Source organism: Methylobacillus rhizosphaerae, from assembly GCF_900187985.1.
GTDB classification, from domain to species: Bacteria; Pseudomonadota; Gammaproteobacteria; order Burkholderiales; family Methylophilaceae; genus Methylobacillus; species Methylobacillus rhizosphaerae.
Genome location: NZ_FZOA01000006.1, coordinates 23,241 through 43,869, shown reverse-complemented (window position 1 = coordinate 43,869; position 20,629 = coordinate 23,241). Strand labels below are relative to the sequence as shown.

Genomic DNA, 20,629 nt, shown 5'->3' with positions numbered 1-20,629 from the left:
ATGTTAATTTAATTCGTCCTGAATTCTATCAATAAGCGTACAGAAGCTCTAGCATCGCTGTATATATTTGAACTGAAATATGCGAAAACACGTTTCATAGCGCATCTCTGAAACTCCTGACCCATTACCATGTTGAAAATCTATAACACGCTTGCTCGCGAGAAGCAGCTTTTTGTCCCTATCGTACCAGGCAAAGTCAGCATGTATGTCTGCGGCATGACAGTCTATGATTATTGTCATCTGGGGCACGCTCGCGTCATGGTGGTGTTTGATATGGTGAATCGCTGGCTGCGGTCCACTGGATATGAAGTTTCTTATGTGCGCAATATTACGGATATTGATGACAAAATCATTGCCCGTGCCAATGAGAATGGCGAAACCATCACGGCATTGACCCATCGTTTCATTGAGGCGATGAATGAGGATGCTGCCCAGCTTGGTGTGCAACGCCCCGACATTGAGCCGCGTGCAACAGATTACATCGGTGAAATGATCACCATGATCAGCACTTTGATAGACAAGGCACATGCTTATGCTGCCGATAATGGGGACGTCTATTATTCTGTCTCCAGTTTCAGCCATTATGGCAAGTTATCAGGTAAATCTCTTGAAGACCTGCGCGCCGGAGAGCGTGTGGAAGTGGGTGTTCACAAACGTGATCCTATGGATTTTGTGTTATGGAAAGCTGCCAAGCCTGGTGAGCCCAGTTGGGACTCTCCTTGGGGTGCTGGCCGTCCAGGGTGGCATATCGAATGCTCAGCCATGGGCGAGCATCATCTGGGCGATCATTTTGACATTCATGGCGGTGGGCAGGATTTGCAGTTCCCACATCATGAAAACGAAATTGCCCAGAGTGAGGGGGCTCACGACTGTTCATTTGTCAATTACTGGATGCATAATGGGTTCATCCGGGTTGATGACGAGAAGATGTCGAAGTCGCTGGGTAATTTCTTCACCATTCGTGAAGTGCTGGAAAAATATGATGCCGAAGTGGTGCGCTTTTTTATTTTACGGGCGCAGTACCGCAGTCCGCTCAATTATTCAGACCAGCACCTGAATGATGCCAAACAGGCGCTGACCCGGCTATATACGGCTTTGCGCGGCCTGGAGGTTCCCTTGGTGGAAATTGACTGGCAACAGCCATATGCTGCGCGCTTCAAGCAGGCGCTTGATGATGATTTCAATACGCCGGAAGCTTTCGCCGTGCTGTTTGACCTGGCCAGCGAAACCAATCGTGGTGAGGCGCTGGCGTCTGCCGGACTGCTCAAGGCGCTAGCCGGGCAGCTTGGATTGCTGCAGCGTCATCCTGATGATTTTCTCAAGGGTGATGGTGAGGCTGGCATTGCGGTTGAGGAGATCGAGCGTCTGATCGAAGAGCGGTTGCTGGCCCGCAAGCACAAGAACTTCTCCGAGGCTGATCGTATTCGTACCGTTCTGGCAGGCCAAGGCGTGATTCTGGAGGATACAGCGCAAGGTACCACCTGGCGCCGCCAATAATTCCGCATGATGCTGAGAATGGTTCTCAGCAGTACGGTTTGTGTCTATAATAAAAGCTATGTCTTTTGCCAAACGCTTATTCGCGTTATTCAGTGTCATTGTGTGTATGTGTTTGTTTGCGCAGCAAGCCGAGCAATCGTATGCGATGGACTTCGATGCACCAGCACTGACGCATGTGCAGCATGTTGAGATGGATAATGATCGTGATGTCAGCGAGCCTATCCTGGTATTGCATCTGCCACTGATGCGGCCTTCCTTTGTGTTTGATCTTAAACTTGCCGTTCTGGCAGAGTCTTATCTCCAACCTGACCTCTTTCTGATTACCCGTCCCCCGATTGCATGATTGTGACACCCTGAATCCGTCTGTATGTTTCAGGAAAAGAAACATGTATGTGCAGATGAAGGGTAGTGCGAGAACAATTTGATGATGACCTGGCCCAGGGTTTGCTACGGATATTTCCATAGGCAATTCCATTGGGACAGGTGATATATCCCGAATACACCAGACATCGTGGATGGTGTATTGATGCGATACAAGCCGCAATGAGTTTGATCAATCAGTACAGAGTGATATGAAAACAAATATAGATGTAGAAATGCATAAGCAGGGTACATTGCTGGTGCAACAGGAGCGTCCGCGCGCTTTGATGGTGCGTATGCTATCTGTAGTGCTGGCATGCTGGATTGCTACACCTGCACTGGCAGCATATACGCTGCCGGAAATGATCGATACTGCCATGCAGCATAATCCTGTGCTTGGGATTGCTACTGCGCAGAGGGATGTTGCTGAGGCTGCAGTTACCACAGCATCCACTTACAGCAATCCTCAAGTCGAAGCCCTCATGGGGCCAAGCCGGTACCTGACGCCTGGTGGCCAGGGTGATCATCGCAACTGGAACGTCGGGTTATCACAAGCGCTTGATTTTCCGTGGGTGCGTAATGCCAAAATTGAAGCTGCTGAGTCTGGGACAAAAGTAGCAGATGCCGGCATGGATCTGGTTCGGATTGAGTTACGCTCCCGCGTCAAAAACGCTTTTTATGACGTGCTGCAGCGCAAAGCAGTGCTCAAACTGGTGGAAGGGGACAGAAATCTCCTGCAGCAGATTCGTGAGCGGGTCAAATTGCGTGTCGATACAGGTGAATCTCCCCGATATGAATTGATCAAGGCAGATACAGAAGCATTAGCTGCAGAGCGTGATTACCAGACAGCCCTGGTTAGAGTGACAGAAGGCAAGGCCTATCTGCGTGGTCTGGTGGGCGCTGGTGTGCCGCTTGATTATGAGGTGGAAGGCGAATTACCGATGGTCTATGGATTGCCATCCTTGGAGCAATTGCGTGAGCAAATCGTGCAAAGCCCGCAATTATCCCAGTTGCGTGCCGTGACAGAAACAGCAGAAGCCAAGCTGAAGCTGGAAGAGCGCCTGCGTAATCCGGGACTGACCTTGAAGGCCAGTGTGGAGGAGGATCCTGATCTCAGGCAATTGCGCTTCGGTGTTGCCATTCCACTGCCGCTATGGGACAGGCGACAAGGCCCGATTGCTGCTGCTGGGGCTGAGGTGCGTCAAAGCCAGGCCACCTTGCATGAGCGCGAGTTGGGGCTACGTCGAGATATGGAGGCTGCCTACCAGCGCTACATGATTGCCCAGCAGCAATTGTCTGCATTCGAGAATGGCTTGCTCAGCCAGGCTGAATCAGTGCTGAAAGTGGCAGAGGCCGCCTATCGTTACGGTGAGCGAGGCATTCTGGAGTATATGGATGCCCAGCGCACTTTCCGTATGGTACGCAAGGATTATTTTGCCGCGAAATTTGATTATGTCAGCAGCATGTTGGAGATAGAACGCTTGCTGGGAACTGAACTTCTGGAGGTTAAGCCGTAATGTTTTCTCATTCTTTTAACAAGCCACTTCATATCGGCACGCCTTTATTGTGGATGTCTGCTGTGGCTCTGGCCGCATTGCTCACAGCCTGCAAACCAGCTGCTGACTCAGAGGCGCAAGCAGAAAAAGTGCCTACTGATCCTTATATTGTCGAGCTTTCACCATTGTTGCAAAGTCAAGCCAAGCTGGCGCCAGCAAGCAAGGCCGAAATTCGTGAAATCCTGCGGGTGCCAGGCAGTATCCAGGTTGATGATCAACGGGTAGCCAGAATCGGTGCCTCGGTGACAGGACGCATTAGCGACATCAATGTCATTCTCGGGCAGGACGTCAGACAGGGTGAAGTGCTGGCGACATTGAACAGCACCGAGCTGGCACAAAACCAATTGTTGTATATCAAGGCTTCACAGCAGATTGCGTTGCAGACTAAATCTGTGGAACGCGCGAAACAGTTGTTCGAGGCGGATGTGATCGGTGCTGCCGAGTTGCAGCGTCGTGAGGCGGAACTCAGTGCTGCCCATGCAGATTTGTATACGGCTACGGAGCAGTTGCATATATTGGGTATGTCTGACAAGGCGATAGCCCAGATTGCCAGTTCCGGCCAAATGCGCTCCTACAGTAGTGTATATGCACGTCTTTCAGGCACTGTCATCAGCCGTAAAGTCAATCTGGGGCAGGTGGTTCAGCCAGCAGAAGAGTTGTTTATCGTGGCAGACCTGTCACGAGTCTGGGCCGTGGCAGAGGTGCCTGAACAACAGGCAGAACTGGTGCAGGAAGGGGAAGATGTGGATATCGAAGTACCTGCGCTCAGCAACCGCAAGTTCACTGGCAAACTCATTTTTGTTGGCGATATTGTGAATCCGCTGACACGGACCGTGACGGTGCGTACGGATCTTAGCAATGAAGATGAAGCACTGAAGCCGGATATGCTGGTCTCTATGCTGGTGCAATCCAAAGCAGTGGAACAGCTGGCGGTGCCGCGCCGTGCTGTCATTCGCGAGAACGACAAGGATCATGTCTTCGTTGAAATATCCCCCAATAAATTCCGCCTGCGTGAAGTGGAACTGGGGACTGAATACAATGAAATGGTGGCTGTGCGTTCTGGCTTGGTTGAGGGTGAGACCATTATTATCGATGGTGCATTCCATGTGAACAATGAGCGTAAGCGCAAGGAGCTGGAATAACCATGATTGAATCTCTGATTAGAGCTGCCCTCAAGCAGCGCCTGATAGTGATTGTCGTGGCGCTTGCTCTGATGGCAGCGGGGGCATTTGCCCTCAACAGGCTGTCTGTTGATGCATTTCCTGATGTGACCAATGTTCAGGTGTTGATTGCGACCCAGGCGCCAGGGCGTTCCCCGGAGGAAGTGGAACGTTTTATTGCCGTGCCTCTGGAAATTGCCATGACAGGCTTACCCGGACTGGAGGAAATGCGCTCCATGAACCGGAATGGCCTCTCGTTGATTACCCTGGTGTTCACTGATAGCACAGATGTCTATTTTGCACGTCAGTTGGTCATGGAACGCCTGATGGAGGTAATGGAGCGCATGCCAGAAGGTGTGACGCCCATTCTTGGGCCAGTGGCAACCGGGCTGGGTGAGGTGTACCAGTTCACACTGGAGAAACCGACTGATGGGGAAAAGGAATTATCACGTGAAGAGCTGACTGAGCGACGCTCTGTGCAGGACTGGGTAGTCAGGCCATTGTTGCGCGGTATTCCCGGCATCGCCGAGATTAACTCCCAGGGTGGATATGTCAAGCAATACCAGGCTCTGGTCAATCCGGATCGCATGAGTCATTACGGCCTGACGCTGCAGGATGTCTACATGGCGCTTGCTCGGAATAATGCCAATAGTGGTGGCGGTGTATTGCCGCGTTATGCAGAGCAGTACCTGATTCGTGGGGTGGGCCTGATTCAGGACCTGGACGATATCCGCAATATCGTGCTCAAGGAGCAGAATGGCGTACCGGTTTATATCCGGGATGTGGCCGAAGTACAGATCGGCCATGAGGTGCGTGTCGGTGCCGTAGTCAAGAATGGCTATACCGAGTCAGTAGGCGGTATTGTCATTATGATGCGCGGAGGGAACGCCAAGGAAGTCGTGAGTCGGGTCAAGGCCAGAGTCAAGGAGATCAATGAGCAGGGCATGTTACCCGGTGGTCTGCAAATCGTGCCTTATTACGATAGAAGCGAGCTGGTGGATGCGGCCTTGCATACCGTGACCAAGGTGTTGATCGAAGGCATTATTCTTGTCGTCATCATTCTGTTCCTGTTCCTGGGCGATGTGCGGTCCAGCTTGATTGTGGTCAGTACATTGATCCTGACGCCCCTGATCACGTTCATGGCCATGGATCATTATGGAATTTCTGCCAATCTGATGTCATTGGGTGGTCTGGCAATTGCCATTGGCCTGATGGTGGACGGTTCGGTAGTGGTGGTCGAGAATGCCTTTCACCATCTTGGGCATCGGCAAGGAGAAAGCAAGGTCCGCGTAGTGCTGGAGGCTGCAGCTGAAGTCGGTACGCCAGTACTGTTCGGCGTCGGGGTCATCATTCTGGTATTCCTGCCATTGATGACATTGCAGGGCATGGAAGGCAAAATGTTTGCGCCGCTGGCGTTGACGATTGCTATCGCCTTGTTCATTTCTCTGGTTATTTCCCTGACTTTGTCTCCGGTGTTGTGCTCGTACATCCTGAAGGGTGGCAGTGGCGAAGATACGCGCCTGATTCAGGCGATCAAGCGGCCTTATCTGCGTCTGCTTAATTGGTCACTTTCCCACGGAAAAACTACGATAGTTGCAGCTGGAGTGTTGTTTGTAGGTACGATTCTACTTGTGCCTTTCCTTGGAACCTCTTTCATTCCCGAAATGCGGGAAGGCTCCATTGTTCCTGGTATCAACCGTGTCCCGAACATTTCGCTTGAAGAGTCCATCAAGATGGAAAATGAGGCGATGCGCCTGATTATGGAGAAAGTGCCAGGAGTCAAGTCCGCGGTATCTGGTGTCGGTCGCGGCGAGAGTCCGGCTGACCCTCAGGCGCAAAACGAATCCACTCCCATCATCAGCCTCAAACCACGTGAGGAATGGCCAGAAGGCTGGACCCAGGATGATATCGCAGAAAAAATGCGTACCGTGCTGGAAGAGTCCCTGCCTGGCGTGCAGATTGTCATGGCGCAGCCGATCTCTGACCGGGTGGACGAGCTTTTGACAGGAGTGCGTGCCGACGTTGCCGTTAAAGTGTTCGGTGAGGATATGGATCTGCTCAAATCCAAGGCGGATGAAATCTCACGTATCGCGGGTGGGGTTCAGGGCGCAACTGAGATCAAGGTGGAAAAAGTCTCAGGACAGCAATACCTCAATATCACGGTGGACAGGCATGCAATCGCCCGTCATGGCATCAATGCATCCGATGTACATGATGTGATTGAAACTGCCATCGGCGGCAAGATTGCGACGGAGATCTACGAAGGCCAGCGGCGTTTCAGTGCTGCAGTGCGATATCCGGAGAATTTCCGTGACAATATTGCGGCGATCAGCAACCTCATGATTACTTCTCCCAATGGATCACGAGTTGCCTTGCGTGATCTTGCGGCTGTCGAGGTGCGGGATGGGCCGGCACAAATCAGCCGGGAGCTGGCAAAACGTCGTGTTGTTGTTGGCGTTAACGTCAAGGATAGGGATCTGGGAGGTTTTGTTGCTGAACTGCAGCAGGTGTTGAGTAAGCAACTCAAGTTGCCCGAGGGCTATTACCTTGAGTTCGGTGGACAGTTCCAGAATATGGAGCGAGCCATGAACCACCTGATGATCATCATCCCAGTCACAATCGGGGCGATTTTCTTCCTGCTGTTCCTGCTGTTCAATTCGGTGCGTTATGCAACCATGATCATTATGGTGCTGCCGTTTGCTTCTATTGGTGGAATTATCGCCCTGTTCCTGACAGGAGAGTATCTGTCAGTACCCGCTTCTGTAGGCTTCATCGCCTTGTGGGGGATAGCGGTGCTGAATGGTGTGGTGCTTGTCTCGTACATTCGCAGTTTGCGGGATGAAGGATTGGAGCAACAGGAGGCTATCGTGAAAGGTTGTACCCAGCGTTTCCGGCCAGTCATGATGACAGCGACAGTGGCCATGCTGGCATTGGTTCCTTTCCTGTTTGCGACAGGACCGGGTTCCGAAATCCAGCGCCCGCTAGCCATTGTAGTGATTGGAGGCTTGATCACTTCCACCCTGCTGACTCTGGTAGTGGTGCCGACGCTGTATCGTAAATTTGAAGAAAAACGCATTGAAGCCTGATAAGGAACTGATATGAAAGAGATCAAAGCAATCGTGCCACCACAACGCCTGCCGAAAATTCGTTCCGCATTGCGGAACATCAAGGGTTTTCCAGGAATGACAGTCAGCAAAGTGGAGGGATGTGGTCACCATGTGTCCCGCCCGACGCTGGGTATTCGCGAAGAGCTGACGGACTATAGCCCGAAAGTACGTATCGAAGTTGTCTGCCATGATGACGTGGTGGAGGGCATTCTCCAGGTGCTGGTCGAGGTTGGGCATACTGGCCAGATAGGGGATGGCATTGTCTGGGTGACCACAGTCGAGCGTATGGTAAGGCTCTCCGAGCAAGTTATTGTGATGGAGTGCTAACCAGCTGCGGCATATGCAAAGGCCTCCTTTGGAGGCCTTTTTTATTGAGATGTGCAGGATGGATAAAAAGTGAAAGGGGTTGAGCCTAGCTCAGCTCAGTTCTAATTCCTGCAGGATTGCCTTGAGCAGGAACCGATCTTCCTCACCAAGAGGCCTGAGAGGATGGGGTAATGGAAAATGGTCGGTGACTCCCAATATCTCGGCAGCTGTTGCAATTACCCTGATACTGCCATGGCGCCTGAATAGTTCCCAGATAGGAATCAGGTCATTGGCAAACTGCTCAGCCAGGTCGTATTCTCCCATCTGGACATCCCGGGTTATGCCCAGAATGGTTTCAGGGAAGAGCCCTCCAATCGCGGAATACCAGATGTCACAGCCTGCTTTGAGGCCGGTCAGGCCGCCCCAGTCCCCACTCACGCCGATGGACACATGAGCAGGAAGCAGTTTCCTCAAGTTATCGACCCGGTTTTTTGCGCTGGTATGGTCGCCTGTCAAGGGAGACATCTTGATGGATTTGACCTGAGGCAATTGTGCGATCTGGGAAAACAGCTCATCACTGAAGCTGAAATGTGTCGTGGCAGGATTATCATAAACACATAACGGGATGGAGAGTGACGTGCTGACAGTCTCATAAAGTCCGTAGACTTCCTGATCTGTCAGTGTCTGGTATGAAACCGGTGCGAGCATGACGGCATTTGCTCCGGCCTTCTGGGCGTCTTCTGCCAGGTCAAGGACATCTCGTGTTCGCAACGCGCCAATGCCTACCATGACAGGAATGCCGCAAGCATGCCTCAAGGCAAGCTGGGTGACCTGGGCTCGCTCATGCCGGGTCAGATAAGGGTAGCTGCCAGTGGATCCCAATACACCGATTGAGTCCACTCTTGCCTTGGTCAGCCTGTCAATTAACTGAGTAAACACCTGCTCTTGAATGCCAGATTCATTCATCGGTGTGAGTGGAAATGCACTTAGCCCGGAAAATCTCATGTGATGGTTCAGGTTTCTTCTTGATGGAGTTAAGCCATGCTGGCTTTGAGCGCTTTGGCGAATGCAGTGCTTTGGCTATTATTTAATTTGGAAACAGTCACTCTGATTCCATCCTAGGTGGACAATCCGGATTGAGCCATTAACTTCCATAATGACTCAGTTCAGGCAATATGGTTTCTTCGCCATACAAAAATCTTTTCCATTTAATGCCTTTCTGCTCTCCGGCATAGGTAGGAGGGAGAATCATGGTGCCTGCCCCCGGGACATGGCAATATTAATTGAGTGATAAGACAATAGCTCGATGGGCCAGAATAAGTAAGAGGATCGACATTTATTTTGCTTGAGAGGTCATTTGACACACGTACCCTGTATGCTCTCTAAGCATTGCTGGCTTGGAGAGTGAGCCTTATAGATGTGATATGCGTAATACTCTGACGAACGTATGGCGGTGAGCATTTCATCAATTTCCGGTAAAATCCGGGAATGATGTATTCCATTGCCAAACCTTGGTTGTTCCGCCTGAATGCCGAACATGCTCATGATTTCACTCTCAAGAACCTGAAGCGCCTGGAGCGCCTGGGGATATTGAACCTCTATCCGCAACCTGCAAAATGTCGACCACGTGAGGTAATGGGGATTCAGTTCCCCAACCCCGTAGGCCTGGCGGCCGGACTGGACAAGAATGGTGCCTATATCGATGCGCTGGCAGGGTTGGGCTTTGGGTTTATTGAAATCGGGACGATTACCCCACGGCCTCAGCCCGGCAATCCTAAGCCGCGCATGTTCCGTCTGCCTGATGCCCAGGGCATCATCAATCGTTTCGGGTTCAATAATCTTGGCGTAGATGTGTTGTTGCGTAATGTGGCAGCCGCACGATACCAGGGCATCCTTGGCATCAACATTGGCAAGAATTTTGATACACCCAATGAAAAAGCTGTGGATGATTACCTGTATTGCCTGCGTAAAGTTTATGCCCATGCACATTACGTGACAGTGAACATTTCATCTCCCAATACCAAGAACTTGCGGGCATTACAGGAAAAAGAGGCACTGGCATCGTTATTGCAGGCCTTGAAAGCCGAGCAACAGCAATTGGCTGATCAGCATGGGAAATATGTGCCTATCGCCCTGAAAATTGCCCCTGACCTTGATGAGGCGCAGATTGCGGATATTGCCGGCCTGTTGATGCAGTACCAGTTTGATGGGGTTATCGCAACCAATACCACGCTGGCCCGTGATGCCGTGCAGGGGCTACCGCATGCGGAAGAAGCCGGAGGATTGTCCGGTGCTCCAGTGCGTGATCGCTCCACTGCCGTGATCCGGTCACTGGTTGGACATCTTGCCGGTGCACTGCCTGTCATTGGCGTGGGCGGGATTCTCAGTGGCGAAGATGCTGAGCAGAAAATCGCAGCAGGTGCCAGTTTGGTTCAGGTTTACAGTGGCTTGGTGTATCGTGGCCCGGTACTGATCGACGAAATCTGTCGCAAGCTGGGCTAAGGTGGCACAAATTATCCTGTATTCCTACCGGCGTTGTCCTTATGCCATGCGTGCCCGCATGGCATTGCATTATGCAGGCATCGCAGTGGATATACGCGAGATAGTGTTTACGGCCAAACCTGCGCATATGCTGCAGATATCACCGAAGGGCACCGTGCCGGTGCTGGTATTGCCTGATGGTGTGGTGATCGATGAGAGCCTGGATATCATACGCTGGGCGTTACAACAGCATGATCCTGAGGACTGGCTTGGTAGTCCGAGCCAGCTGGCGCAGGCGGAAAGATTGATTGCCGAGAATGACGGACCGTTCAAGCGCGCACTGGACCGGTATAAATACGCAATTCGTTTTCCAGAGCAGCCACCTGAGGCATATCGTGCGCAGGGTGAGATATTCCTGCAGCAATTGGAGTTATGTTTGCAGCAGCAGTCTTGCCTGCTAGGAGAGCGTACCACAATGGCAGATGTAGCGATATTTCCGTTCGTGCGCCAGTTCTCCATGGTAGACCAGGCCTGGTTTGATCAGGCACCTTATCCACGGTTGCAAGCCTGGTTGCAGGCATGGTTGGAAAGCGAACGTTTTGCCGCCGTCATGCAGAAGTATCCGGCTTATGTAAGTTAGGCTGATTACATCCAGGTGGGCTGAACGAACAAAAACGCCGCATTCCTGCGGCGTTTCTTCTGAATGGCATCACCTTGTTAAGGTCAGGCATTAACCCGCCATATCAGCCTCCAGGGCCGATTTGTCTTCAGGCTTGCCCGGCTCGTCAAAACTGAGCTTGATATTGTCATTTTCATCAATATCCACATGCACGTAGCCACCGTTTGCCAGTTTGCCAAACAGCAGCTCATCTGCCAATGCGCGACGAATGGTGTCCTGGATCAAGCGTGACATCGGACGGGCACCCATGAGCGGATCAAAGCCCTTTTTGCCCAGATAGGCCTTGAGTGCATCGCTGAAGGTCGCTTCCACCTTCTTCTCGTGCAGTTGGTCTTCGAGCTGCATGAGGAATTTATCGACCACACGGATGATAATGTCCTGTGACAGCGATGCAAACGAGACGGTCGCATCCAGCCGGTTGCGGAACTCAGGGCTGAACAGGCGCTTGATATCGCCCATCTCGTCACCGGAGTTGCTGCCCAGGGTGAAGCCGATACTGGTCTTGTTGATCGCTTCTGCTCCAGCATTCGTGGTCATGATGATGGTGACATTGCGGAAATCCGCCTTGCGGCCATTGTTGTCAGTTAACGTGCCATGATCCATGACCTGAAGCAGGATATTGAAGATATCCGGATGTGCTTTCTCGATTTCATCAAGCAGCAGTACGCAGTAGGGTGTCTTGTTGATGGCTTCCGTCAACAAGCCTCCCTGCTCGAACCCGACATAGCCCGGAGGCGCTCCGATCAGGCGCGATACGGCGTGACGTTCCATGTATTCCGACATATCGAAGCGGATCAGCTCCACTCCCAGGGTATAGGCGAGTTGCTTGGCCACTTCTGTCTTGCCGACCCCGGTCGGGCCGGAAAACAGGAAGGAGCCTATGGGTTTACTGAGACTGCCCAGGCCGCTACGCGCCATCTTGATGGCCGCAGACAATGCCTCAATGGCTTTGTCCTGCCCAAAGACTGTGGCCTTGAGATCGCGTTCCAGCGTTTTCAGCGCGTTGCGGTCATCGCTGGATATGTTCTTGGGTGGAATACGCGCCACCTTGGCAATAATGTCTTCGATCTCTTTGTTGCCAATTACTTTCTTCTGCCGGGATTTCGGCAGGATACGCTGTGCAGCACCTGCTTCATCAATCACGTCAATGGCCTTGTCTGGCAGATGGCGGTCGTTGATATACCGTGCTGACAGTTCAGCTGCAGTATTCAGGGCGGAGTTTGTGTATTTCACGCTGTGGTGCTGTTCAAAACGCGATTTGAGGCCCTTGAGGATTTCAACGGTTTCGGCAACGCTGGGCTCAATGACATCCACTTTTTGGAATCTGCGGGAAAGCGCATGATCTTTCTCGAAAATACTGCGGAATTCCTGATAGGTGGTTGCACCAATGCATTTCAGGGAGCCATTGGAAAGTGCTGGTTTCAACAGGTTAGAGGCATCCAATGTGCCCCCACTTGCGGCGCCGGCGCCAATCAGGGTATGAATCTCGTCGATGAACAGGATAGCATCAGGCTGTTCTGCCAGTTTCTTCATGACAGCCTTGAGACGTTGCTCGAAATCACCACGGTATTTGGTCCCTGCCAGCAAGGCACCCATATCCAGTGAATAGATGACGGCATTTGCCAGCACTTCGGGGACATTGTTTTCCACAATACGGCGCGCCAAGCCTTCGGCAATGGCTGTTTTCCCGACACCGGCCTCTCCGACCAGCAAAGGATTGTTCTTGCGGCGGCGGCACAATGTCTGGATGACGCGCTCCAGTTCCTGCGCACGCCCGATTAGCGGATCAATCTTGCCTGCCAGGACTTGCTGGTTGAGGTTCAGCGTATAGTTTTCCAGGGCGCTGGCAGGAGATGCCTCGGTTTCTGCTTCCTGCTCGGTTTCTGGCCGTTTGGAAGTATTGTCGTCGGCTACCCGAGCAACTCCATGGGAAATATAGTTCACTACATCCAGGCGTGTAATGCCTTGCTGGTGCAGGAAGAATACGGCATGCGAGTCTTTTTCCCCATAAATGGCAACCAGTACGTTGGCGCCAGTCACTTCCTTCTTGCCGGAGGATTGCACATGAAGAATGGCACGCTGGATCACGCGCTGGAATCCCAGTGTTGGTTGGGTATCTACTTCCTCATTACCTTCCACTGTAGGCGTATGCTCTTCAATATAGTGATTGAGTTCGTTGCGCAAATTCTCAAGGTTGGCACCGCAAGAGCGTAATACATCCGCTGCAGTCGGATTGTCTATCATCGCCAGCAGCAGGTGCTCCACCGTGATGAGCTCATGGCGTTTCTGCCGGGCATCCATGAATGCCATATGTAGGGATACTTCCAGTTCTTGCGCGATCATTTAAGCTTCCTCAGCTTTCTTCAGGCTTCTTCCATGATGCATTGCAGCGGGTGCTGGTGCTCACGGGCATATTCAACAACTTGATTTACCTTGGTTTCAGCGATGCCATGTGGGTAGACACCACATACGCCTGCGCCCTTGGTATGTACTTGGAGCATGATTTGTGTTGCTTGTTCACGGTTTTTATGAAAAAAACGTTGCATGACATCAACCACAAACTCCATAGGAGTGTAATCGTCATTCAACAGAATGACCTTATACATCGATGGTGGCTTGATACTGGCTTTGCCCGTCTTCTCGACGATATTGTCCTGATGTTTGATACTAGCCATGGTTATAGTCTATTTTGAGCCGAATGCAGAAATTTTCAAGTCTCCAGAGAGTAGGGTTATTCCCTTTCTCTGGGTGTGAAGCAGGGTTTGTGTCAATATCTGGATGAGATTATGGGTAGATTCGTACTGTTTTCACGGTTCTATCCCGGGTTTTAACGATTTCCAGCTTGAAATCGCCGATTTTCAGGCCGATCCCAGATTCCGGAATATCTTCGAAATGTTCAATGACAAGACCATTCAGCGTCCGTGGCCCATCGACCGGTAAGTTGATACCAAGCCGCTTGTTAATATCACGCAGACTCAGGCTGGCGTCAACCAGCCAGCTGCCTTGTGTTTCCTGGCGATAGGCTTGCTGTTGCTCAATCGTATCACTGGCAAAATCGCCGATAATGGCCTTGACGATATCTTCCAGGGTAACCAGGCCCTTGAGTTCGCCATATTCATCCACAACCAGCGCGATACGTTGATGGCACTGTTGGAACTCCTGCATCTGGGTATATAACGGTGTGCCGGAGGGAATGAAATAAGGCAGCTCGATATATTGGGTCAGCAATTGCAGGCTCAATGGTTGATCGCGCATCGCTGTGATGATCTTGCGGATGTGCAACATGCCGATGATTTCTTCTTTCGGACCTTTGCGCACCGGTAGCCTGGTATGTTCACTTTGAATGATGAGCTGCTGGATATCCTCCAGCGCGGCATCAACATCTACAATTTCAAGCTGGGTGTGTACCGTCATGATGTCATCTACAGTTGTCTGTTCAAGATCCAGTAGATTGAGCAAGACTTCACGATGTTTTTGTGGAATGGGGCTGGTGGTTTCGCTGAAAATGCTGCGTAACTCTTCAATGCTGGTGGTGTGGTTGCTTTCCGTGAAGCTGACTTTCATCCCCAGCAGGCGCAACAAAATGTTGGCACATAGATTGGCAAGCCAGATCAGGGGATAGCCCGCTTTGACCAGTGGCAGGAGTATGTAGCTGAATGCCAATGCCAGGGGTTCTGCATGGCGCGCTGCAATCACCTTGGGAGTGATTTCACTGAAGACCAGGATTGCAAAGGTGATGATTAATGTCGATACCGGCATCAGTAGTTCACCAAGCGAGAACAGGCGAATGCTGATGAAAGCTGCCAATGTGGCAGCTGCAGCATTGGCCAGTGTGTTACCCAGCAGGATGGCGCCAAGGAATTGTTCGCGTTCATTGAGCAGCCGAGTGGCGAATTCTGCACTACGGATGCCTTTTTGGGCGAGAATTTTGAGCCGGTGCCTGTTCAGCATGAGCAGGCTGGTTTCGGCCATGGAGAAAAATGCAGAAGCAAACAGCAGCAGGGCAAGACTGCCCAGCTGCCATGGTAAGGAACTGTCCAACGGTATCAATCAGTAAACTAGATACCGTTAGTGTCGGCGTGAAACGCCATCTTTGTCAAGGTAGGGCTTCAGCCTCGGTTTTTTTCTCCGGACCACCACCGATCAGGTTCTCGCGTGAAACGCCCAGATAGAGGGCAATCGGGCTGGCGACCAGCACGGAGGAGTAAATGCCGAACAGGATGCCGATGGTCAGCGCCAGGGCGAAGTTATGTAATACCTCGCCGCCAAAGAACAACATGGACAACACCATCAGTTCTGTGGAGAAGTGAGTGATGATGGTACGTGACATAGTGCGTGTAATGGCGTTGTTAATGACGTCAGGAACGCTGGCTTTACGCATTTTGCGGAAGTTTTCACGTACCCGGTCAAAGACGACGACGGATTCGTTCACGGAGTAACCCAGTACAGCCAGAATGGCGGCTAGTACGGTCAGGTTGAACTCCCACTGGAAGAATGCAAAGAAGCCAAGAATGATGACAACATCGTGCATGTTGGCGATAACGGCAGCGACAGCAAAGCGCCATTCAAAGCGTATGGCAAGATAAGCCATGATGCCGACGCAGACAAACAGCATGGCTAAGGCCCCTTTGTCATATAGTTCCTGGCCAACCTGTGGGCCGACGAACTCGACACGCTGCAATTTGACTGCAGGGTCCACAGTTGATAATGCGCTGAGCACATTCTCAGAAAGCTGTGCTGTGGATAGGCCAGGCTTGATCGGCAGGCGGATCAGGACGTCCTGACTGGTACCAAAATTCTGTACCGTAGCATCCTTGAGCCCGATGCTATCCACTGCCTTGCGAATGTTGTCAAGATTGGCTGCCTGTGGATAGTTGACCTCCATCATGGTGCCGCCAGTGAAGTCGACACCCAGATGCAGGCCTTTGTGGAACAGGAAGAATACCGATAACAGGAAAGTCACGAGCGAGATGGTGGTCGTGAGACGACCATAGCTCATAAACGGTATATCTTTTTTGATTCTGAAAAATTCCATGATATTTACTCTAGTGATTTACCAGTTGATCGATAGTTAACCGATGGACAGTTTGCTGATCTTGCGGCGATAGCCATAGATCAGGTTGATCACTGCACGAGACACCAGAACCGCTGAGAACATCGAGGTAAGGATGCCCAGCACGTGCACGACGGCAAAGCCCTTGACCGGCCCTGTACCAAACATGAATAGGGCCAGGCCTGCAATCATGGTAGTCACGTTTGCATCAAGAATAGTGCCAAATGCGCGATCATAGCCAGCATGGATGCTTGCTTGCGGCGTATTGCCGTTGCGCAGTTCCTCACGGATACGTTCGTTGATCAGCACGTTGGCATCAATCGCCATACCTAGTGTCAGCGCGACGGCGGCAATACCAGGCAGGGTCAGCGTGGCCTGCAACATGGAGAGCAGCGCAACCAGCAGCAGCAGGTTGATACTCAAGGCCAGCACGGACACGCTGCCAAACAGCATGTAGTAGACGATCATGAACAGAGATATGGCAACGAAGCCCCATAGCGTGGAATGCATACCACGTTCGATATTGGCTTCACCCATGCTTGGGCCTACAGTGCGTTCTTCAATGATTTCCATTGGCGCAGCCAATGCACCTGCACGCAGCAGCAAGGCAACATCAGTGGCTTCCTGGGTATTGGCCATGCCGGAGATCTGCACGCGACCACCACCAATTTCCTCGCGGATAACAGGAGCAGTAATGACTTCTGCCTGGCCTTTTTCAATCAGCAGGATAGCCATGCGTTTGCCTACGTTCTCACGGGTTGCCTGTTTGAAAATCCGGGCACCGCGTCCATCCAGGGTGACATGCACGACAGCACCGCCACCTTGCTGATCCATGCCAGGACCTGCATCGGTAATATAGTCGCCAGTCAGTACCACATTCTTCTTGACCAGCATCGGGATGCCGTTACGGTCGGTGAAGAATTCAGTGCCGAAGGGTACCTGGCCTTTGGATGCATTTTCCAGGCTGACGGCATTGCTCTTGTCTTCATCCACCATGCGGATTTCCAGGGTGGCAGTGCGCCCGAGGATCTCCTTGGCCTTGGCGGTATCCTGAACCCCTGGCAGCTGAACCACTACGCGATCCAGGCCTTGTTGCTGGATGACGGGCTCGGCAACACCCAGTTCATTGATACGGTTATGCAGGGTCTGGATATTCTGCTTGAGGGCGAATTCCTGAATGCGTTTTTTTGCTGGTTCGCTCAGAACTGCGGTCAGGAGCTTATCCGTCCCGCGATCGCTACTGCGGAAGGTAAGGTCAGGATATTCCTTTTCCAGCGCGCGTTGCGCCTTGCCCAGCTCTGCCTGGTCCTTGAAGCGGATACTGACAGATTGACCATCACGTGAAACACCAAGGTAATTGAGGCGGGCATTGCGCAATGCGCTGCGGAAATCGCCGACATAACGTTCAGCTGCTTGGTCCAGTGCCGCTTTCATATCGACCTGCAACAGGAAGTGCACGCCACCACGCAGGTCCAGGCCCAGGTACATCGGGCGGGCGCCTATGCTGCGCAGCCATTCTGGCGAACGGGACAGCAGGTTTAAGGCAATAACGTAATCCTTGCCCAGATGTGTCTGTAACACGTCTCGTGCATGTAACTGCACGTCCGTATTGGGAAAGCGCACCTTGACGCCGGTGGCATCCAGGAACAGTGCTTCAAATGGAACCTTCTCCTGGTTGAGGATGTTTTCCGTATTCTCCAGCAGGGCGGAATCTATCTTGATGTTGGCTTTGGTGGCCGTGATCTGAACAGCTGGGGATTCGCCAAACAGGTTGGGAGCTGCGTAAAGCAGTCCCACAAGGACGACAACCAGCACCATCAGGTATTTCCATAAAGGGTAGCGGTTCATGAAGCAGCTCGCATTTCAGTGTTTCAGTGATGTTTTAAAGATCGGAAGTCAAATAGGCAGCAAGTGCTTACAGGGATTTGATGGTGCCCTTGGGCAACAGCGTTTGCACAGTGTGCTTTTGCACTGTAATCACGGTTTCTGGGGCTATTTCCAGGCTGATGTAACCTTCAGCTACTTTCGTGATGCGGCCGACAATGCCGGAGCTGGTAGTGACTTCATCACCCTTTTGCAAGGCTTCGATCAGTTTGCGCTGTTCCTTGGCTTGTTTCATTTGTGGGCGGATCAGCATGAACCAGAACAGCACGAAAATAACAATCAGTGGCAGGAAGCTGGTCCAGTCAGGCGTGGCTTGAGCAGCGTCAGCAGCATATGCAGAAGCAATTAACACGGGTAAACCTTTCTAATAAGAGTGGGTATGTTACTTAAATAGACGCAAAATATTAGCCCAAAATTCTAACACAGTGTGGCATATACGCTTTTATGTCGATTGCTGCAGTTTCAGCCGGTCCTGTCTGAACTGGGTCACAAACGCTGAAAACTGGCCTTGCTCAATGGCATTGCGCATGCCGGCCATCAATTCCTGATAGTAGTGCAAGTTATGTATGGTGTTGAGTCTTGCTCCCAGAATTTCACCTGTACGATGCAAGTGATGAAGATAGGCGCGGCTAAAATTGCGGCAGGTATAGCAGCTGCAGGCCTCATCCAGTGGGCGCGTATCCTTGCGATGGCGCGCATTCTTGAGTTTGATATCGCCATTGCGTGTGAAAAGCCAACCATTACGGGCATTACGCGTCGGCATGACACAGTCGAACATGTCTACGCCATGAGATACTGCTGCTACCAGATCTTCAGGAGTACCAACGCCCATCAGGTAACGGGGTTTGTTCTTTGGCATCTGGGGGGCAGTGTGGGCAAGGATGCGTAGCATATCTTCCTTGGGTTCACCGACCGAGAGGCCGCCAATGGCATAGCCATCGAAATCGATTTCAGTGAGCCCGGCAAGTGACTCATCGCGCAAGTCTTCGTACATGCCGCCCTGGATAATGCCAAACAGGGCATTAGGGTTGCCCTGATGTGCAGCTTTGCTGCGCGCGGCCCAGCGTAGGCTCAGTTGCATGGAGTCACGTGCCTCCACATGCGTGGCTGGATAAGGCGTGCATTCGTCAAAAATCATGACAATATCTGAATTCAAAGCTTTCTGAATACGCATGGATTCTTCGGGTGTAAGGAAGCAGCTGTCGCCATTGATGGGCGAGCGGAAGCGCACTCCTTCCTCAGTGATTTTTCGCAGGTCACCCAGGCTCCACACCTGAAACCCTCCTGAATCCGTCAGTATCGGGCCATCCCAGCCCATGAATTGATGCAAACCGCCGAATTCGCTGATGACTTCAAGCCCGGGTCGTAACCACAGGTGAAAAGTATTGCCTAGCAGAATGTGGGCGCCTGTGTCCCGCACCTCGACCGGGGATAGTGATTTGACGGAGCCATAGGTGCCTACCGGCATGAAGGCTGGTGTCTGCATATCGCCATGTGCGAGGCTTACAGTGCCGCGTCGGGCGGCACCATCTTGCTTGATAAGAGTAAATTCCATGATTCTTAACCAAAATCCAAGCCGCGATACTATCATGGACTGAGGGTGGGGATGGAAATGAACGTGTACTAGATGTGTAGCAGAGCCATGGAGTGTAAACTTCGTGCTTGCTATACTGTGCGCAGTTCTGCGTGCAGATATCCTGTACGCTTTATTTACTGAGGAAATGCTGGAATGGCTGAAGTTCCCACCCGCCCACATCGTCATGGTTCGTTCAAGGAGCCAGGCCTGCGTGAACGCAGTATCTATCTCCTGCCCAATCTGTTTACTACAGCAGCATTGTTTGCCGGGTTTTATGCCATTGTGCAGGCAATGAATGGTCGGTTCGAGCACTCTGCAGTGGCCATTTTCATTGCCATGGTCATGGATGGTCTTGACGGCCGGGTTGCCCGCATGACCAATACACAAAGTGCGTTTGGTGCCGAGTACGACAGCTTGTCGGATATGGTGTCATTCGGGGTGGCGCCGGCGTTAGTCATGTATGTGTGGGCATTGAAACCACTGGGCAAACTGGGCTGGATCGCCGCGTTTATCTACTGTGCCGGGGCGGCGTTGCGCCTGGCACGCTTCAATACCAAACTGGATGACAGTGATAAGCGCTATTTTCAGGGGCTGCCCAGTCCTGCAGCGGCAGCGTTGCTCGCCGGACTGGTATGGGTTTCCTATGAAAACCAGGTGAGTGGCACTGAGGTATTCTTCGACTGGGTCAGGATGCAATGGGTTGCATGGACAATCACCTTATTTGCCGGTCTCTCTATGGTGAGTGACTTGCGCTATTACAGTGGCAAGGATATCAATCTGCGTCGTAGTGTGCCCTTCGTGGTGATCTTATTGGTAGTGCTGGCGTTTGTGCTGATTTCCTATAGTCCGCCGGAAGTCCTGTTTTTTGTATTCCTGCTGTATGGCTTGTCCGGATATGCCCTGTGGATATGGAATAAACGTCATTCCCGTACCGTGCCGGCTTCATCCGAGCAACCGCCGGTTGAGTAAT

17 protein-coding genes are annotated in these 20,629 nt (G+C 51.9%); 9 read left to right on the top strand and 8 right to left on the bottom strand.

The window, feature by feature from the left end; translation table 11 throughout:
- Window positions 1-129: 129 nt before the first annotated feature.
- The 6 genes from cysS to CHB59_RS07680 all read left to right on the top strand — a co-directional run bounded on the left by cysS (window position 130) and on the right by CHB59_RS07680 (window position 8,007).
- On the top strand, window positions 130-1,497 hold the full coding sequence (gene cysS, locus CHB59_RS07705) for a cysteine--tRNA ligase (protein ID WP_089375666.1): 1,368 nt from the start codon (window positions 130-132) through the stop codon (window positions 1,495-1,497).
- A gap of 58 nt (window positions 1,498-1,555) precedes the next feature.
- Complete coding sequence (locus tag CHB59_RS07700) at window positions 1,556-1,840, top strand: hypothetical protein (protein ID WP_089375665.1); 285 nt, start codon at window positions 1,556-1,558, stop codon at window positions 1,838-1,840.
- A gap of 229 nt (window positions 1,841-2,069) precedes the next feature.
- Window positions 2,070-3,374 carry a TolC family protein gene (locus tag CHB59_RS07695; protein WP_089375664.1) on the top strand — a complete coding sequence of 435 codons (1,305 nt, stop codon included), beginning with the start codon at window positions 2,070-2,072 and terminating at the stop codon, window positions 3,372-3,374.
- Window positions 3,374-4,555 carry an efflux RND transporter periplasmic adaptor subunit gene (locus CHB59_RS07690; protein WP_089375663.1) on the top strand — a complete coding sequence of 394 codons (1,182 nt, stop codon included), beginning with the start codon at window positions 3,374-3,376 and terminating at the stop codon, window positions 4,553-4,555. Before CHB59_RS07695 ends, CHB59_RS07690 begins: the two co-directional genes overlap by 1 nt.
- A 2-nt stretch (window positions 4,556-4,557) precedes the next feature.
- Entirely contained in the window at window positions 4,558-7,659 is a 3,102-nt protein-coding gene (locus tag CHB59_RS07685; RefSeq protein WP_089375662.1) for an efflux RND transporter permease subunit, read from the top strand.
- 12 nt (window positions 7,660-7,671) lie between these two features.
- On the top strand, window positions 7,672-8,007 hold the full coding sequence (locus CHB59_RS07680; RefSeq protein ID WP_089375661.1) for a P-II family nitrogen regulator: 336 nt from the start codon (window positions 7,672-7,674) through the stop codon (window positions 8,005-8,007).
- Between the two features lie 90 nt (window positions 8,008-8,097).
- On the opposite strand, the gene CHB59_RS07675 is transcribed toward CHB59_RS07680, so the two are convergent.
- On the bottom strand, window positions 8,098-8,991 hold the full coding sequence (locus CHB59_RS07675; protein ID WP_089375660.1) for a dihydrodipicolinate synthase family protein: 894 nt from the start codon (window positions 8,989-8,991) through the stop codon (window positions 8,098-8,100).
- A 483-nt stretch (window positions 8,992-9,474) separates the two neighbouring features.
- Here CHB59_RS07675 and CHB59_RS07670 point away from each other — a divergent pair, with 483 nt between their 5' ends.
- The gene (locus CHB59_RS07670; RefSeq protein WP_089375659.1) at window positions 9,475-10,488 is read left to right on the top strand and encodes a quinone-dependent dihydroorotate dehydrogenase; all 1,014 of its coding nucleotides are present in this window, start codon (window positions 9,475-9,477) and stop codon (window positions 10,486-10,488) included.
- A 1-nt stretch (window position 10,489) separates the two neighbouring features.
- On the top strand, window positions 10,490-11,107 hold the full coding sequence (locus tag CHB59_RS07665; protein WP_089375658.1) for a glutathione S-transferase: 618 nt from the start codon (window positions 10,490-10,492) through the stop codon (window positions 11,105-11,107).
- A gap of 90 nt (window positions 11,108-11,197) precedes the next feature.
- Here CHB59_RS07665 and clpA read toward each other — a convergent pair whose 3' ends face one another.
- From clpA to tgt, 7 genes are all read right to left on the bottom strand, one after another.
- On the bottom strand, window positions 11,198-13,489 hold the full coding sequence (gene clpA, locus CHB59_RS07660; RefSeq protein WP_089375657.1) for an ATP-dependent Clp protease ATP-binding subunit ClpA: 2,292 nt from the start codon (window positions 13,487-13,489) through the stop codon (window positions 11,198-11,200).
- Between the two features lie 20 nt (window positions 13,490-13,509).
- The gene (gene clpS, locus CHB59_RS07655) at window positions 13,510-13,821 is read right to left on the bottom strand and encodes an ATP-dependent Clp protease adapter ClpS (protein WP_089375656.1); all 312 of its coding nucleotides are present in this window, start codon (window positions 13,819-13,821) and stop codon (window positions 13,510-13,512) included.
- 109 nt (window positions 13,822-13,930) lie between these two features.
- Window positions 13,931-15,196: an HlyC/CorC family transporter gene (locus CHB59_RS07650; protein WP_425435869.1), complete on the bottom strand. Its 1,266-nt coding sequence runs from the start codon at window positions 15,194-15,196 to the stop codon at window positions 13,931-13,933.
- A gap of 46 nt (window positions 15,197-15,242) precedes the next feature.
- Complete coding sequence (gene secF, locus CHB59_RS07645; protein WP_089375654.1) at window positions 15,243-16,181, bottom strand: protein translocase subunit SecF; 939 nt, start codon at window positions 16,179-16,181, stop codon at window positions 15,243-15,245.
- A gap of 36 nt (window positions 16,182-16,217) precedes the next feature.
- Window positions 16,218-18,047, bottom strand: coding sequence for a protein translocase subunit SecD (secD, locus tag CHB59_RS07640; RefSeq protein WP_089375653.1), 1,830 nt, complete (start codon window positions 18,045-18,047; stop codon window positions 16,218-16,220).
- Between the two features lie 67 nt (window positions 18,048-18,114).
- Window positions 18,115-18,435 (bottom strand): preprotein translocase subunit YajC, encoded by a 321-nt coding sequence (yajC, locus tag CHB59_RS07635; protein WP_089375652.1) that lies wholly within the window; start codon window positions 18,433-18,435, stop codon window positions 18,115-18,117.
- A gap of 90 nt (window positions 18,436-18,525) precedes the next feature.
- Complete coding sequence (tgt, locus tag CHB59_RS07630) at window positions 18,526-19,638, bottom strand: tRNA guanosine(34) transglycosylase Tgt (RefSeq protein WP_089375651.1); 1,113 nt, start codon at window positions 19,636-19,638, stop codon at window positions 18,526-18,528.
- Window positions 19,639-19,812: 174 nt separating this feature from the next.
- On the opposite strand from tgt, the gene pssA reads away from it, so the two are divergent.
- A complete protein-coding gene (gene pssA, locus CHB59_RS07625) occupies window positions 19,813-20,628 on the top strand; it encodes a CDP-diacylglycerol--serine O-phosphatidyltransferase (protein WP_089375650.1) in 816 nt (271 codons plus the stop codon).
- The last annotated feature ends 1 nt before the right edge of the window (window position 20,629 follow it).